Below are 16,007 nucleotides of genomic sequence, written 5' to 3'. Positions count from 1 at the left end.
CCCTCTATTTGTATTGGCTGGGATTATTCTTCTCCAAGAATGCGGACTTCGGGCTCCAGCCATACGCCGCTGACCGCAAACACTTTCTCCCGGATCTGGGCCATCAGCTCCAAAATTTCGGAAGCGGTAGCGTGACCACAGTTGATCACAAATCCAGTATGTTTTTCAGACACTTGTGCGTCCCCTACCCGGTAGCCCCGGAGACCGGCCTGATCAATCAGGGCGGCGGCAAAGTGGCCCGGAGGACGCTTGAAGGTGCTTCCCGCACTGGGGAAGTTCAGAGGCTGCTTGGTCAGGCGCTTCTGGGTAAAAGTATCCATGGCGGCGCAGATTTCCGGGGTATTGCCCGGCTTCAGCGCCAATTCGGCTTCCAACAGCATATCGCCGCTGTCCTGGAGGGCCGTATGACGATAGCTGAAGGCCAATTCTTCGTGGGACAGGGTCTTCAGATTACCAGCCGCATCAATAACGGTGGCAGAAGTCACCAGCTCCCCGATTTCTCCGCCGTAGGCACCTGCGTTCATCACCACAGCACCGCCCAGAGAGCCGGGAATGCCAATGGCAAATTCCAAACCGCTGAGACCATATTCTGCAGCTCGGGCAGCCAGGGTGCTTAAAGAAACCCCTGCCTGGCAGCGGATGGTGTTGGAAGAATCCACCCGGGACAGTTCCCGAAGGCTATTGCCCAATTTAATGACCACGCCGCGAATGCCTTTATCCCGCACCAGCAGGTTGGACCCGTTGCCCATCACTACCAGGGGCAGGGCTTCGGCCTGGATGGCCTTCAGCAGCTCCGGCAGGCCATCAATGGTATCGGGGGTAATGAGTACGTCCGCCGGTCCGCCCACCCGAAAGGAGGTGTGCCGGGCCATAGGAGCATTCAATTGATACTTCCCCGGAAAATTTCTTTCCAAGTAGGAAAGGAAAGGCTGCATTCCCATTATTCAACAGCTTCCTTAATGGTGTCGCCCAGAGTTTTGGACAAATCGCCAATCATCATTTGAAAACGGATGTAGTTTTGGATGTATTCGCTGGCTACAGGATTGAGCTGCAACACGCCGTACAGCTTCTGCATCTTTTCGATTTGTTCTTTTGGGGGTTCTTTGCCTTGGTATTGGAGCAGTTCAATTTCAGATTTTTGTTTCAGAAAGTCTTTTACCAAGGGTTCGGCACTGCTGTCACCCTTCAGTTTGGCTTTCACGTCCTGCATCATTTTGTACTCGTGGGATTCTTTGATGGCTTTGCAAAGGTTATTCATTTCATCATATACGTTCATAGGGTCTTCCTCCTAATATATAGTAGATATTCTGTTTGTATTGTACCATACACCGCACAAACAGCCAAATTATTATAGCACGTCTGTATTTTTATTGCACCTGTACATTGAGAATTTGATAGCGGCTGCCGGCATCGTAGTCAAAATGCCACCATTCCATATCGCTGCCGGTAAAGCCGGCCAGGGTCATCTGCTGCCGCAAAAGATCCCGGAGCCAGCGCTGCTTTTGGGTGCCGCCGGGGAACTGGGCGTATTGGGCCGGGGAGAGCTCGTCAAAGTCGGAAATCATCGGTACTTCCGCGCCAGAGCTCAGGTCGTACAGGCTCACGTCCACCGAACGGCCGGAATTGTGGGAATAGCCTTCTTCGGCCTTGGGCAGCATGGCGGCATTTTTGGTGCCAAGAGCAAGGGTGGCGGTCTTAAAGTCGCTCCAGGAGCGGTAGGCTTCCCAGATAACCAAGCCATAGCCGTAGGGTTTCAGGGCCGTCTGCACCCGTCCCAGGGCCTGGGCTGCATTCCGGTCCAAATAGGCATGGGTGCTGGTGACCAGCGGCGTACCAAACAGGTTGTTGTCCGTGGTATAGCGCAGGTCGTACTGCAGACCGGGAACTACGGAGCTCAGCTCCACCAGGTCAGCGGTCTTGTCGTAGGGCAGGTTGGGCGGCGCAGCCTTTTGGGCTTCCTGCCGCAGCTGGTCCATAGGGGCCGCTGGGGTAATCCGGATGGGCTTGCCGTTTTCACCGCCGGCAAAGTACCGGGTGTAGCTTCTTTGGCCAATGACCAGGCTGATGCCCTGCCCCCGGGAGTCCCGGTCAAAGCGTATGTCGTTTTCCGCATCGGTATTGGGCCCCACTTCCCGCAGGGCATAGGAATCGTAATGGTTCTTGGTCAGGGCAAATTCGTTGCTTTGGGTGAAGTCCTTATCTCCCTGCTGGAACCGATACAGGATTTCCAGGTGGCCGTCCCGCTCCCGTACCGCCAGAGATTCCCCGCCTGAACGGTAGAAGCCAATCAGGGCGGCTTCATCCTGGGGCAGTTCTTCCGGCTGCCAGACGGCAGCCAGGGCGGTGCAGGAAAGGCTCAGGCTAAGGCACAGGGCCCCAGCCAGGGCAGTGAGTTTCGTATGCTTCATGGAGATTCCTCCTTTACTTCTCGATGGTATCGTCGTCCGGCAGAGGGTGAACATTTTCCACCACTTCTGCCTCCCGGGTGGTGCCGGGCTGGGGCGCATGCTGGTCACAGGGCGGGAAAGTAATGACAAAGCTGGTTCCCTTCCCCACCTGGCTTTGGACTTGGACCTTGGCCTTGTGGATCCGGATGATTTCCCGGCCGATGGCAAGGCCCAGGCCGGTACCCGGAATATGCCGGGAATGGGATTTGTCCGCCTTGTAGAACCGTTCCCAAATGTAGGGAATGTCCTCCTCGGGGATGCCATAGCCCTGATCGCTGACAGTGAGCTCGGTGCTTTGGTCCGGATTTTGGGTGACCTTGAAGGTAATCACCGAGCTGTCCGGAGAGTACTTCATGGCGTTGTCCCCCAGGATCATCACCAGCTGGTATAGCCGGTCTCCGTTGCCATAGACGTACAGGCTGTCGTCCAGGTACCGGTCCAGGCGGATGTCCCGCTGATGGGCTCGGCCTTCCAGCATATTTACCACGGCTTCCACTACCTGGGCCAAGGGAATGGGTTCCATTTCTTCCCCTTCTCCCTTCTGCAGCCGGCTGATATCCAGCAGTTCGTTAATCAGCCGCTCCAGGCGCAGGGTTTCATCGTTGATCAGCTTGCGGTATTTTTTGATGTCTTCGGGATCCGTAATGGTTCCGTCAGAAATGGCTTCATTATAGCCTTGGATAATGGTAATGGGAGTCCGAAGCTCGTGGGATACGTTAGCCACAAAGTCCCGGCGCATCTTTTCCATTTTTTTCGTTTTCAGTACGAACTGTTCCAGGTCCCGGCTCAGAGAGTTCAGGGAGCGGCCCAGGTCAGCAATTTCGTCGTCCCCGTCTACAATGACCTTCAGGGAATAATCCCCAGAAGCTATGGCCTTGGCGCTGTTTTTCATGGAAATCAGGGGCTGGACCATGCGTTTGGTCAGGCTGCGGACGATAACCATGCTGATAATCAGGGCGATAATCCCCACGCCAATGGTGTACAGGTAAATATCCTTTAGAACCTTATTCAGGCCCCCAATGGGAGAGGCCAAGAGAATGGCGCCGGTCTGAAGGCCGTGGGAATCGGTAAGGGGCAAACCCACCATCAGCACCTGTTCCTTATAATAGGGGTGGAAAATCCGGGCGTTCACCCGGTCACCATGGTATACCTGGGTGATGATGTCCTTCACCTGGTCGCTTAGGGGCCCGCCGTCCCGGAGCTGCTGGTCGATGGCGGTAATGGACTTCTGCCATTTTTCCCGGCACTTGGCTTCCCGCTCCAGGTTGGAGGGAGAGGCTGCTTCGCCATCTTCGGACGAAGATTCGGAGGCACCAATGAGCTCGTACTGGGTATTGAACAACCAGATCCGGGCACCAATCAGCTGGTCCATAGAGGTCAGGTACTGGCGCAGGTTGGTCTTGTCCATGTCCATGGCATTGAAATACCGGACCATCATGGCCACCTGGCTGCCCTTGTCGTTCAGTTCGGCTTCCTTGGCCCTGAAGAAATAGTCGGTAATCAGATAAGACAGGCCAATGGAAATGCCCACGATAATAACCACAATAAGGCCCATGTAACTGTACATGAGCCTGGTTGATAATGACTTTTTCACTTTTTGACCTCGAACTTGTAGCCAACGCCCCAAACGGTCATGATATCCCAGCTAGAATCCGGGGGAATATCCAGTTTGTGACGCACCCGTTTGATATGGGTGTCTACGGTACGGGTATCGCCATAGTAGGTGTAGCCCCAAATCTTTTCCAGGAGCTGGTTCCGGGAGAACACGATGCCGGGGTTGGAGGCCAGGCACCACAGCAGTTCCATTTCCTTGGCGGTGAAGGTAATTTCCCGACCGAAAGCAACGACTCTGTATTCACTCAAGTTGATCATCAGGTTGGGATACTCCAGGACCTGCTTGTTGGAGCTGGAGATGGACTGGCTGGTACGCCGCAGCACAGCCTTGACCCGAGCCACCACCTCACGGGTATTGAAGGGTTTGGAGATGTAATCGTCCGCACCAATTTCCAGACCCAGGATGCGGTCATCGTCGGAATCTTTGGCGGTGAGCATGATAATAGGCACATCAGAAATCTTCCGGACCTGTTTGCATACTTCCAGGCCGTCCAGCACGGGCATCATAATATCCAGCAGGATAATGTCGGGTTTACCGGCCTGTACCTGCACCAGAGCTTCTGCTCCATCTGCTGCTTCAATGACTTTAAAGCCTTCTTTTTTGAAATACAGGCTCAAAATCTCACGAATCTGAGCCTCATCATCGGCAATCAATACGGTTTGTTGTCTTTCCATAGTTAATACCCCTCTGTTCTGGCAGAAAACTGCCGGATTGATGGGCCGCCTTTTACGGCTGTCCAAGGGCCCTAAAGGAAAACCTCAGGGCGGAACATTCCCCTTATTATACCTGTTTTTAGCAAAAAGGGACGTGTTTTTTAGAAAAATACTTTAGATTTTTTTGCGCATCCACTGATGAGGTACGCCTTCCTCGTCTTCAACGGGCCCGTACTCCTGGTAACCCAGGGTATGGTAAAAATGCTGGGCCCGGCATTGGGCGTGGAGAATCACGGACTGACCGCCCAGGGCAGCAACGGCCTTTTCGCTTTCTTCCACTACGACAGAGCCTAATCCGGTTCCCCGGCGGCTTTTGTCCACACAGATGCGGCCCAGAATATACTTCTGAGGTGCGTCTCCAGGAAAGAAGCGGCTGCAGGCCACAGGCTGGTCTCCGTCAAAAAGCACTCCATGGGTGCAGGTCTTGTCTACATCATCGAATTCCACCTGAAAGCCCTGTTCTTTGACGAAAACGGCTTCCCGCAGGGCCTTGGCCTCTGGAGGAAGGAAAGCATAGGTTTTAAATTCCATATGGGTAAGTCTCTCCTTTGCGAATGGGCAGCGTGCTAAACAGCACTCCCGTAGTAATTATTCGAGCTAATAGATGGGATTCCTTTTCCTGCTGGAGCAGGATTTTTTATACAAAATACATTTTGCATAGGATACTGCAAAAAGATGAAAATTGTGTGAAGATATGGGAAAAAGTTTTCAGCTTTGGAAACTGCTTGTGAAACTCCGTCAGTCAACAGCTGGAAAAAAGTTGGTTGAACCTCCTCAGTCAGCCCCGCAACGCTTTGCGGTCGCATCCAAATATCCTTACAAGTTGACCAGGGATATTTGGAACATGCGACCCATGTGATAGCAGCCCAAGAAGCAAGCCCGTAGGGCGCAGCTGATTGGAGAGCGGCGAACCACTAAGGAGACCAATAAGCAAAAAGTAAAAAGGCATCAGATCAGCAGAGCTGCTTTACCTCTGCCAATCTGATGCCCGCATTCCTTGTGCCTATTTTTTCTGCCTCAGCCGTAAATATTCCTTCTTCAGGGCTGCAAAGGTTTCATCGCTGATATCATGTTCGATTTTACAGGCATCTTCTTCTGCGTGGTCCTGGGATACCCCCAGGGACACCAGAATGTGGGTCAGGACCTGATGCCTTTCGTAAATTCTCTCGGCAATATCACGTCCAGCTTCCGTCAAATTGATAAAGCCGGATTCATCCACCGTAACCAGACCTTCTTGACGAAATTTTTTCATAGCAATGCTGATGGTAGGTTTGGAATAGCCCATTTCGTTGGCCACGTCAATGGAGCGCACCAATCCCAGGCGATTCTTCAGTACAAGGATGGTTTCCAGATACATTTCTGCTGCTTCATGTACTTCCATGGTTTCACCTAATTTCTTGTCAAGAATTGCACATAGATAATCTTCTATGCATTACCAATATTATAGCCTATTTATCCACGGGACGCAAACCTGCGTTCATAAACATTCTATAAACAATGGAAAATAAAGGAAAAAGCAGTGTTTGTTCAGGGATTTATGATCAATCTCATGAATAAACACTGCTTTGTGTTCTTTTAGAGGACTCGGCAGGCTCCGATATAGCGGGCACCGAAATACCCGGAAAATACATTGGACACTGTCACGCCCGTACTGCTTCCGGCTTGGAGCATTTGTCCGTTGCCAATATAAATGCCGCAGTGGGAAGGCCCCGGTTCGTAGGTCTCAAAGAAGACCAGGTCGCCCGGCTGCAGGTTGCTGGCAGAAACTTTCGGATAGCTGTAGTACTGTGCATCAGCCGTTCTGGGGATATCCACCCCGATTTGGCGGAACACGTACTGGGTGTACCCGGAGCAGTCAAACCCCCAAGGGGTCGTACCACCGAATACATAGGGTACGCCAACGTAATCATAGGCGGTGGAAATCAAAGACCGCACCATGCCCGTATTGGCACCATACCCATAACCATAGCCCCGGCTGACACCGTAGTCAGACCGTCTGGAGGGCATCCGTTTTCCCATCAGCTTGGAGTAGGTGTAATCGCCTACCACCCCGTCAGCTTCCAAACCCATGCTGGCCTGGTATTTTTTAACGGCGGCTGCCGTATCGGCCCCATACACCCCGTCGGGAATACCATTATAATAGCCCAGGTCGGAAAGCTCGTTCTGAATCTCGGCTACATCAGGTCCTGATGTACCCACATTGTAACTGGCAAAAACGCTTTGCGCCGGTAATGCCACGGCCATTGTTGTGGCTGCGAGCATCACTCCCAGCATCATCCTCCTAAAAATGATAAACACATCCTCTCGATTCGCCTACGAGGTTAGCTGCCGGGTGCGGGTCGAGATACCCTATTCCGAAGAAATTAACCCCACTTTGGTTCCCCCGCTCGTATCACTACGATTCGGCGTTTTGTATATTCTGTTGTTTTCACCGAACTCCATTATAGCAATTCTGCCGTGGACTGTCTATTCTTTGTCCTTATTTTTCACTAGATGTTCACGAACTATATATAGAGGTCTTTGTTTAACTTCATCAAAAATGCGTCCCACGTATTCCCCTACAATGCCGATGCCCAGGAGCTCTGTACCACCTAAAAAGAACTCTGCAGCGGCCAGTGTGGTCCATCCAGGGACAGCGTCTTGAATAATGTATTTTACGTACAATACGTGTAACAAAAGTAACAGCGAACCCAGGCCAAAAATCAATCCCGCATATAGTGCCCACCGTAGAGGGACACGGGAGAAACCAGTGATACCATCTAGGGCAAAGCGGAGCATTTTTCGCAGATTAAATTTGGAATGTCCTGCAAACCGGGGCGGTGCCACAAAATCAATGGTGGTGACCTTAAAGCCCAGGTTATTGACCATGCCCCGAATAAAACGGGCCCTCTCCCGGTAGAGCCGGAAGGCCTGTACGGCCTTTTTGTCCATCAGGCGGAAGTCGGAGCCGCCGGGGGTAATACGGACTTCGGACATGGTATTGATGAGTTTGTAGTACATCTTAGAGGTAAACCGCTTAAAAAAGCTGGCGTCTTCGGTGGTGAGGCGTACGGTCTGGACAATTTCCCAGCCTTCTTCCCATAGCTTCAGAAGCTGGGGAATCATTTCCGGCGGGTGCTGCAGATCTCCGTCCATAGAAATCACCGCATCTCCGGAGGCATGGTCCAGGCCGCAGGTAAGAGCCAGCTGGTGGCCAAAGTTCCGGGCAAACAGGTAGGCTTGGACATGGGAGTCCTTGTCCACCAGTTCCTGGAGCAAAATGGGGCTCCGGTCTGAGGAACCATCGTCAATGAACAAAAGCTCGTAGTCATAAGGAAAAGGCGCCATTACTTTCGTAATGCGCCTGTAGAATTCCCCGATATTCTCTTGTTCGTTAAAGACCGGAACTACAAAGGAAACCTTCTTCATTCTTGTCTTTCTCCTTTAGAATACCTTGTGCAGCTGCCGTTGGCAGCCGCGTTATTGCAAATTATAAAGTTCTCAGGGTCTGTTCAAAGACTTCCTTGGGCTGTACGCCAACAAAGCGCTGCACCGTTTGGCCGCCTTTAAAGACGATGACGGTAGGAATGGCGGAAACGCCAAATTCCTGGGCCACTTCCGGCACCTGATCCACGTCCAGTTTGGCAACCTGGACCTCAGGATAGTCGTTGGCCAATTCTTCGATTACAGGAGCCAGCATCCGGCAAGGACCGCACCAGGTAGCCCAAAAGTCCACCATCACGGGTTTCTCGCTTTTTTGGATCAGCACATCAAAACCAGCTTTATCACCAATATGCAGTAATTCCATGGTTATAACCTCCTTAAAATAGGATGTGAGTGCTCACTAAGCCGAGTTCTGTATGTGATAATCATTTATCTAGTCCTGCAGTTGCCTGCAGGCTCAAGCGACACACCCGGAAGGATCAGCGGGCCGCTTCATCCCTTCCCTATTTGGTCTTGCTCCGAATGGGGTTTACCAAGCCAGCCAATCACTTGACTGCTGGTGCGCTCTTACCGCACCGTTTCATCCTTACCGGCAAGCCGGCGGTTTGTTTTCTGTGGCACTTTCCTTAGGGTCGCCCCCACTGGACGTTATCCAGCATTCTGCCCTGCGGAGCTCGGACTTTCCTCATCAGCTGTTACGCTGCCGCGATTATCTTTCACACTCACATTAGAACACTGTACCATAGGTACCGATTTCCGTCAAGCTTTGTACAGATACCGCTGTAACATTTTGTCGAACTCCCAGCTGTCCGGGCGTTCTTTTTGGTGAAATTGATTCATTACAGAATCCACTTCGTCTGCGTAGTGAACAATGAAGGCTTCCTTGGTGGCGCAGGGCACCGGGGAACCTTTTTCCTGATCTCCATGGTGGGAAAGCAGAATGTGGAGCAGCTTCTGGCGCAGCTCCGGGCTGATTTCCGGAATCTTCCGGGCGGCCCGGTCCACGGCCATGGCGCCAATGGAGATGTGCCCCATCAGGCGGCCTTCGGTGGTGTACGGGAAGCCAATTTCCCCAGAGATTTCCCGGATTTTGCCCACGTCGTGGAGCAGGGCTCCGGCAATAATCAGGTCCATATCCACGTCCCCAATGGTGCTGCCCATGGCGGCAGCCAGTTTGGTCATGGAAACCGTGTGGTGCAGCAGACCGCCCACATAGGCGTGGTGCAGCCGGGTACCGGCTGGGTTGCGCAGGAAACGGGTCAGGGTATCCCCGGAAAGAATGGTGTGCACCAGTTTTTCCAGGCCCGGGTGCTGAATCCGTCGCATCCAGGTCTTTAGCTCCAGGGTGAGCTGGTCCAGGTCGATATTCCCGCTGGGCAGCAGCACGGACAGGTCCATATCGGGGCTCACGGAGGCTGCCTCGTGGACGATGACCTGAAGACCCATCTGGTTGGAATATTTGTTGATATCCACCTTCCCTGAGATTTGGCAGGGGGACGGAGCGGTCAGACTCCGCAGCCGGCTGATGGGACCGGCTTCAAAACAGATAAAGGGAACAGAGCCGCTGTTGTCTTCCAGCACGCCCTTGGCATAGGCCTTGCCATTGGAGGAAGTGCCAATCTTTTGCAGGCGGACCAGACAAGGCTGTTCCATGGCATTTCCCAATTGCAGATCCTTAATCATGGGCGCACCCCTTACACGTTCTGAAGCAGCCGGTCTTCGTGAGCCCGGATGACTTCAAAATGGCGGTCGTTTTCAGCGCCCCAGGCTTTCAGCCGTTCTTCCAGGGCATCGATTACGGGCATTTCCGTCAGCTGGTGGGTGCCGTCGACAATGTTCAGGCCCAGGTTTACAGCCTTTTGGGCCACGTGGTACTTCACATCGCCGGTAACCAGGGTATCAGCGCCGGCTGCCAGGGCATCTTCCATGAAGTCACTGCCGCTGCCGCCTACTACGGCTACCTTGAAGACGGGTTCGTCCCCACCGGCAAAGGTCAGGTGCTCGGCACCCAGGTTGTCCCGCACCAGGGCGACAAAGTCAGCCAGTTCCATAGGCTGGGGCAGCACGCCGATCCGGGCCAGGCCCTGTTCGGGGCAGTCCTTGCGGGGAATTTCCTGGACATCTTCCAGGCCCAGCTTGGCAGCCAGCACGTCGTTAACCCCGCCTTTGGCTGCATCCAGGTTGGTATGGGCAGCGTATACAGCGATATCGTGTTTAATCAGTTCGTACAGTACTTCCATTTTGGTGTCCGTAACCGCCAAGGTTTTGGGCAGATGGAAGTAGAAGGGATGGTGGGTGATAATCAGGTCCACTTCTTCTTCAATGGCTTGTTCGGCCACTTCGGGCATCAGGTCCAGGGCAACCAGAATCTTGTGCACAGGGGCAGGCAGGTGACCCAAGAGCAGGCCAGGGTTATCCCAGCTTTCGGCATAATGGACCGGTGCCAATTCGTTCATGAGAATACAAATGTCAGTTACCGTTGTTTCCACGTAAAATCTCCTCCAATTGTTTTGCTGTTTCTTGATATTCCCGGTATTGGGGCGTATGGATGGCCCGAGGGCTTTTTTCCATGCTGGCAAGCAGCTTGAGATACTTGTCCTGCAGCTGGGTCACAAAGGGCTCCAGCAGGGGATGGTGCTGGTCAACCAGGTCCTGACCCACCAGATAGCAGGTGCCGGGATACTTCCAGCCGGGCTGGGGTTTCAGTACCAGAATCTCGTACAGACGCTCCCCTTCCTGGGCCAGGTCTTCGTGCGCTATGGCCCAGCCATGCTGCTCGCACCAGTGCCGCAAAAGGGCGCTGTCGCTCATGGGCTGGAGTACCAGAGCCTGGCAGCTGGGATGCTGCCACACCTGGGGGGACTCGTCCAAAATCTGGACCATGGTCCCCGCCCCCATGCCGCAGATGGCAAACACCTGGCACTCCCCAGGCTGCACCACAGTGAGGCCGGAGCCCAGGCGAACGTCAAGCTTGCCAGTGAAGCCAAAGCTATGGACGGTTTTCCGGGCAGCCTCGCAGGGCCCGGGCACCACGTCCCCGGCCACGGCTTTTTCAATTTTGCACTGCTGGAGCAGAAGCACCGGCAGGTAGGCATGATCCGTACCAATGTCGGCAAAGCTGCTGCAGGGCGGGATATTGCGGGCGACTGTTTCCAGCCGTGCACCAAAATGCATAGGGTTCTCCTTTTCCTGGCTAGGCCAGGGGTATCTCTTCCAGGTATTTCCGGGTATCGTCCAGGCTGGTTACGTCCCGCCAGCCAAAGACCCGGAGTTTCTTGCACAGGGAAAAAGCTTTGGGGTGGCTTTTAATCAGGGCTTTGGCACCCCGCACCATTTCCCGGCCGGTAGGACTGGCCGTATAGCCCTTGAGGGCTTCATCTAGCAAATGGTTGTCCGGCCAATGTTCTCTCAGGCAGCTGTGGACGAACAGAATCAGGTCCAGCACCCGGGGGTCTGCTTCGATGAAGCGCTTTTCATTTTCCCAATCCAGAAAGGTAATGGTATCCGTTTCTTTATTGTAGGCAATGTCCCGGAGTGCCGGCCGGCCGTGGTGCAGCCCCACTTCGTGGAGTTTTGCCAGGGAAATGCCGGCCAGTTTGTAGGCCCGGTCCCGGCAGTCCTGCCAGGGGGCTTCCTTGGCCACGCCCTGCATGGTCTTGCCCACTGCCTTCATGACGAAATAGTCGTCCTGCAGCAGGGCAATTTCCGGTGCCAGGGGAAAATACTGGTTCACCGTCATAATTTTATAAACCTCGCACCAGAAGGCGCCTTCCACACTTTGTTTGGCAAAGGCATTCCGGTGGTTGGAAATTTTTCGTTTGATAAAGTAGTCCTGTCCTTCATAAGAAAAGGACAGCACCCGTTTATCCTTGTGGGCGGCAATGGCCTGGTCCACGGCTTTCTTGAAATCCAGATTGATCATGCCGCGCCTCACTACTCAACGGTCAGGGAGCAGATCAGTTTCCGGGCAGGAAGAATCCGGCCAGGAGCCATGCTCAGCTCGTCCACACCCATGGTGATAAACAGCGGAATCAGGTCGGGGTTGGCTGCGGCTTCCCCGCAGATGCCCACCCAGATGCCGGCTTTGTGACCGTTGTAGATGGTGGCCTGGATCAGCTTTAAAACGGCTTTATGGGCCGGATTGGCCAAGTCTTCCAGGGCCGCGTTCTGCCGGTCCACCGCCAGGGTGTACTGCACCAGGTCGTTGGTGCCAATGCTGAAGAAATCCACCAGGGGCGCCAGGTCTTCACTGATCAGGGCTGCAGCAGGGGTCTCAATCATGACGCCCACTTCCAGGTCAGGGTTAAAAGGAATCCCTTCCTGGGCCAGTTTGATTTTCGTTGCTTCCAGCAGTTCCTTAGAGGCCTGGACTTCGTCCACGGAGGTAATCATGGGGAACATGACAGCTACCTGGCCGTAGGCAGACGCCCGGAGAATGGCCCGCAGCTGGGTGTAGAAAATATCCGGCCGTTTCAGGCAAATCCGGATGGCCCGGAAGCCCAGGGCAGGGTTGGCTTCTTCCGGCAGGTCAAAATAGCCCGCCTTCTTGTCAGCGCCGATATCCAGGGTACGGATAATCAGCCGGCGGCCTTCCATGGCCACCGCCGCATCCCGGTAGGCAGTGAACAGTTCTTCCTCCGTGGGGAAGGTATCCCGGCCCAGGTACAGGAATTCGCTGCGGAACAGGCCAACGCCTTCGGCATCGTTTTCCCGGACCAGGGGCATATCTTCCGGTCCCCCTACGTTGGCGTACAGGGCGATGCCCTTGCCGCTGGCGGTCATGGTGGGCCGGCCCCGGAACTGATCCAGCTCGTGGGCCTTGCCGGAAAGGATTTCCGCCTTTTCCTTAAAGGTTTTCAGAATGCCTTCGTCAGGCTCCAGGAACAGGGCGCCACTGCCCCCGTCCATGGCGGCCAAAATTCCATTCTGCTCCTCCGTCAGGTTCTGCCCGGTGTGGGCAATGGCCGGAATCTTCATAGTCCGAGCCAAAATGGAGGTATGGGAATTGCTGCTGCCTTCGCTGGGGGTCAGGTCATCGGCGTAGATGATGGACGGCCGGGTCAGCAGGCTGGTCCAATCCTTGCCACTGGTCAGCAGTTCGTCCAGTTGGCCGCCGATATCCCGCACGTCCGCAGCCCGTCCCTGCATATATTCGTCGTCCATGGATTCCAGCATGGCCGCAAATTGGGCCGTGGCTTCCCGGGTGGCTGCTTCGGCAGTCAGATGGTCCTGGACCATCAGGGCTTCGCAGGCATCGTTCAGGTCCGGATCCTGGAGCATCAGTTGGTGCACTTCAAAAATGGCGGCTTCTTCTTCCCCGGCTTCCGCCTGGGCTTTCACCCGCAGCTTTTCCAGATTGGTCAGAACCTGCTGCCGGGCGGCCTGAAACCGGGCCACTTCCTGCTCCGGCGCCAGGGTGCTGATAGGAGAAGCGGAGCTTTGGGCCTTGGCGGGTTTTACCAGCAGAGGACCTACGGCAATACCTTCCGAAGCGCCTTTTCCCTCGATTAAGAACATGGGCTGCACCCCCTTAGAGATTGGCACGAATGCAGGTTTCCAGTGCGTGGGCGGCTTCCTTTTCGTCCGGACCTTCCACAGCGATGGTCACTTCCATGCCGGCTTTGATGCCAAGGCCCATAACGGCGAAAATCCGTTTCAGGTCACCGGTTTTGCCGTTGCCGGTCATGGTGCTCTTAGACTGGAATTTAGCAGCTTCCTTCACAAGAAGACCTGCCGGTCTTGCATGAATCCCCTGAGGATCTTGAATCGTATACGTAAATTGAACCATAATCTCCACTCCTTGCTCCGGCTGGGCCGGAAATAATTATTAGCTTTTGCGTTCTCTGTTATTGCTATTATACCATTACTAGACGTTTTTCTTCAGGAAACCTAACAGAACGGCGCCCGCTGCCGTACCAGCAGCCAGGGAAACCAGGTACATGGGCCAGTTCTGTACAACCCCCAGAACGAAAATGCCGCCGTGGGGTGCAGGCAGGGTGCAGCCAAAGAACATGGACAGGGCACCTGCCAGGGCTGCTCCGATGGCGCAGGCAGGAATTACCCGCACCGGGTCTTCGGCAGCAAAGGGAATGGCCCCTTCGGTAATGAAGGAAAGTCCCATGATAAAGTTCGACACAGCACCGCTCCGTTCCTTCTCTGTAAATTTCTTAGGGAACAGCAGGCAGGCCACGGCAATGGCCAAAGGAGGCACCATGCCCCCTACCATGACGGAAGCCATAAAGGGAGAAGACACAGCCGCGCCGTTGGCACCCGCCAGGGAAGCCGTACCAAAAACGTAGGCCGCCTTGTTCAGGGGACCGCCAAAGTCGATGGACATCATGCCGCCCAGAATCAGCCCCATAAGAATCTTGCTGGAGCCGCTCATGGCGCTTAGGGTACCGTTGACCCAGGTGTTTACCAGACCCATGACAGGATTGATGGCCAGCACCATAAGACCGCCCATGATAATCAGGCCCAGCACCGGGTACAGCAGAATGGGTTTGATATTTTCCAGGGATTCCGGCAGGAAACCCAGGCATTTTTTCAGGGCCAGAATCAGATAGCCGGCCACGAAACCGCCAGCCAGGGCGCCAAAGAAGCCGCTGCCCCCGGTAGAAGCCATGGCGCCAGCCACAAAGCCTACCAAAAGGCCGGGACGGTCAGCAATACTGGCGGCAATGAAACCGGCCAGCATGGGCATCATAAAGCTGAAGGCCAGGCCGCCCACTTGCTTGAAGAAGGCTGCCAGGGGCGTGCTGCTGCCGAATTGGGCCGTACCTGCGGCGCCCATATCAAACAAGAAAGCCAGGGCAATCAAGATGCCGCCGCCAATGACGAAGGGCAGCATATGGGAAACACCGTTCATCAGGTGCTTGTACACCCGTCTGGCGCCGCTTTCTTCCTGGGTGCCTTCGGCCTCGGGACCGCCGGTCTCCCCTTCAAAAACAGGGGCAGTGCCGGACAGGGCCCGGTCCAACAGCTCGTCAGCCTTGTTGATGCCGTCGGCTACTTTCACGATGACCACCCGTTTGCCCTTGAAGCGGTTCATGGGCACGTATTTGTCCGCTGCTACGATGATGCCCTGGGCAGCGGCAATTTCCTCGGCGGTCAGGGCGTGCTTGACGCCGCTTTGGCCGTTGGTTTCTACTTTAATGGAAATGCCCCGTTTTTTGGCGTGCTGTTCCAGGCTTTCGGCAGCCATGTAGGTATGGGCAATGCCGGTGGGACAGGCAGTCACTGCCAGAATCTGGAGTGCCGGGGTTTCTGGGGCTGGGCTTTCGTCTGGAGCAGCTTCAGGACTGGCAGCAGGGGCTTCCGGCTCTGCCTTTTCTTCCGGGAATTTCTCAGCTTCTGCCTTGGCAATCAGGGCGTAGAGCGCGTCCACATCCTGCACTGCCAGCAGGGCGTCAATAAAATCCGGGTCCATTAAAAGGGTGGACAGCCGGCTCAGCACTTCCAGATGCACATTGTCTTCGGTATCCGGAGCAGCAATCAGGAAAAACAGTTTGGCCGGCTGGCCGTCCAGAGAGTCAAATTCCACTCCGTCCAGACAGCGCAGGAAGGCCAGGCCGGGCCGGGTCACTGCCGGGGTCTTGGCATGGGGAATGGCTACCCCTTCCCCTACGCCGGTGCTTCCTTCTTCTTCCCGGGCGAACACCTTGCGGGTGTATTCGGCAGGGTCGGCAATATTTCCCTGTTTCACCATTAGGGCGATCACTTGTTCCAATACGTCTTTTTTGGAAGCGGCGCTTCCGTTTAATTCTACACTTTCCCGTTTCAGTAAATCAGTAATTTGCATGCTGGTTTCCT

At 54.6% G+C, this 16,007-nt stretch carries 17 protein-coding genes, 1 other RNA gene and 1 riboswitch; all 18 genes read right to left on the bottom strand.

The features are described from left to right. Positions 1 to 23: 23 nt before the first annotated feature. Positions 24 to 941 (bottom strand): UDP-N-acetylmuramate dehydrogenase, encoded by a 918-nt coding sequence (murB, locus tag LKE88_RS01870; RefSeq protein WP_199614427.1) that lies wholly within the window; start codon positions 939 to 941, stop codon positions 24 to 26. Further along, positions 941 to 1,276, bottom strand: a complete 336-nt coding sequence (locus LKE88_RS01865; RefSeq protein ID WP_105325574.1) for a YlbF/YmcA family competence regulator — start codon at positions 1,274 to 1,276, stop codon at positions 941 to 943. The genes murB and LKE88_RS01865 overlap by 1 nt, the downstream gene beginning before the upstream one ends. 91 nt (positions 1,277 to 1,367) lie before the next feature. Continuing rightward, positions 1,368 to 2,408, bottom strand: coding sequence for a M15 family metallopeptidase (locus tag LKE88_RS01860; RefSeq protein ID WP_158572297.1), 1,041 nt, complete (start codon positions 2,406 to 2,408; stop codon positions 1,368 to 1,370). A 13-nt stretch (positions 2,409 to 2,421) separates the two neighbouring features. Further along, a complete protein-coding gene (locus LKE88_RS01855; protein WP_276802516.1) occupies positions 2,422 to 4,014 on the bottom strand; it encodes a sensor histidine kinase in 1,593 nt (530 codons plus the stop codon). A gap of 23 nt (positions 4,015 to 4,037) precedes the next feature. Next, entirely contained in the window at positions 4,038 to 4,736 is a 699-nt protein-coding gene (locus tag LKE88_RS01850) for a response regulator transcription factor (RefSeq protein WP_105325577.1), read from the bottom strand. 153 nt (positions 4,737 to 4,889) lie between these two features. Then, positions 4,890 to 5,306, bottom strand: coding sequence for a GNAT family N-acetyltransferase (locus tag LKE88_RS01845; RefSeq protein WP_105325578.1), 417 nt, complete (start codon positions 5,304 to 5,306; stop codon positions 4,890 to 4,892). Between the two features lie 472 nt (positions 5,307 to 5,778). After that, positions 5,779 to 6,156 carry a metal-dependent transcriptional regulator gene (locus LKE88_RS01840; protein ID WP_105325579.1) on the bottom strand — a complete coding sequence of 126 codons (378 nt, stop codon included), beginning with the start codon at positions 6,154 to 6,156 and terminating at the stop codon, positions 5,779 to 5,781. A gap of 194 nt (positions 6,157 to 6,350) precedes the next feature. After that, entirely contained in the window at positions 6,351 to 7,049 is a 699-nt protein-coding gene (locus LKE88_RS01835) for a C40 family peptidase (protein WP_199614429.1), read from the bottom strand. A gap of 22 nt (positions 7,050 to 7,071) precedes the next feature. Continuing rightward, positions 7,072 to 7,193, bottom strand: a riboswitch (cyclic di-AMP (ydaO/yuaA leader). A 48-nt stretch (positions 7,194 to 7,241) separates the two neighbouring features. Further along, the gene (locus LKE88_RS01830) at positions 7,242 to 8,183 is read right to left on the bottom strand and encodes a glycosyltransferase family 2 protein (RefSeq protein WP_105325581.1); all 942 of its coding nucleotides are present in this window, start codon (positions 8,181 to 8,183) and stop codon (positions 7,242 to 7,244) included. A 61-nt stretch (positions 8,184 to 8,244) separates the two neighbouring features. Continuing rightward, positions 8,245 to 8,562: a thioredoxin gene (trxA, locus tag LKE88_RS01825; RefSeq protein WP_118286667.1), complete on the bottom strand. Its 318-nt coding sequence runs from the start codon at positions 8,560 to 8,562 to the stop codon at positions 8,245 to 8,247. 22 nt (positions 8,563 to 8,584) lie between these two features. Continuing rightward, positions 8,585 to 8,923: RNase P RNA component class A (rnpB, locus tag LKE88_RS01820), an RNA gene on the bottom strand. A 34-nt stretch (positions 8,924 to 8,957) separates the two neighbouring features. Continuing rightward, positions 8,958 to 9,881, bottom strand: a complete 924-nt coding sequence (locus LKE88_RS01815) for a 3'-5' exoribonuclease YhaM family protein (protein WP_105325583.1) — start codon at positions 9,879 to 9,881, stop codon at positions 8,958 to 8,960. Positions 9,882 to 9,892: 11 nt separating this feature from the next. Beyond that, positions 9,893 to 10,687, bottom strand: a complete 795-nt coding sequence (locus LKE88_RS01810; protein ID WP_105325584.1) for a Nif3-like dinuclear metal center hexameric protein — start codon at positions 10,685 to 10,687, stop codon at positions 9,893 to 9,895. Continuing rightward, positions 10,668 to 11,372: a tRNA (adenine(22)-N(1))-methyltransferase gene (locus LKE88_RS01805; RefSeq protein WP_105325585.1), complete on the bottom strand. Its 705-nt coding sequence runs from the start codon at positions 11,370 to 11,372 to the stop codon at positions 10,668 to 10,670. The genes LKE88_RS01810 and LKE88_RS01805 overlap by 20 nt, the downstream gene beginning before the upstream one ends. Positions 11,373 to 11,391: 19 nt before the next feature. Next, positions 11,392 to 12,120, bottom strand: coding sequence for a BUD32 family EKC/KEOPS complex subunit (locus LKE88_RS01800; RefSeq protein WP_270440807.1), 729 nt, complete (start codon positions 12,118 to 12,120; stop codon positions 11,392 to 11,394). A gap of 11 nt (positions 12,121 to 12,131) precedes the next feature. Then, on the bottom strand, positions 12,132 to 13,715 hold the full coding sequence (gene ptsP, locus LKE88_RS01795) for a phosphoenolpyruvate--protein phosphotransferase (protein ID WP_276802512.1): 1,584 nt from the start codon (positions 13,713 to 13,715) through the stop codon (positions 12,132 to 12,134). Between the two features lie 13 nt (positions 13,716 to 13,728). Next, entirely contained in the window at positions 13,729 to 13,986 is a 258-nt protein-coding gene (locus LKE88_RS01790) for an HPr family phosphocarrier protein (protein ID WP_105325587.1), read from the bottom strand. 78 nt (positions 13,987 to 14,064) lie between these two features. Further along, the gene (locus tag LKE88_RS01785) at positions 14,065 to 15,996 is read right to left on the bottom strand and encodes a PTS fructose transporter subunit IIABC (protein ID WP_118286670.1); all 1,932 of its coding nucleotides are present in this window, start codon (positions 15,994 to 15,996) and stop codon (positions 14,065 to 14,067) included. Positions 15,997 to 16,007: the final 11 nt, after the last annotated feature.

The organism is Acidaminococcus hominis (assembly GCF_022484025.1).
GTDB lineage: Bacteria > Bacillota > Negativicutes > Acidaminococcales > Acidaminococcaceae > Acidaminococcus > Acidaminococcus hominis.
Note: the sequence above shows the minus strand (reverse complement) of the source record. Positions and strands in the feature narration are given on the sequence as shown.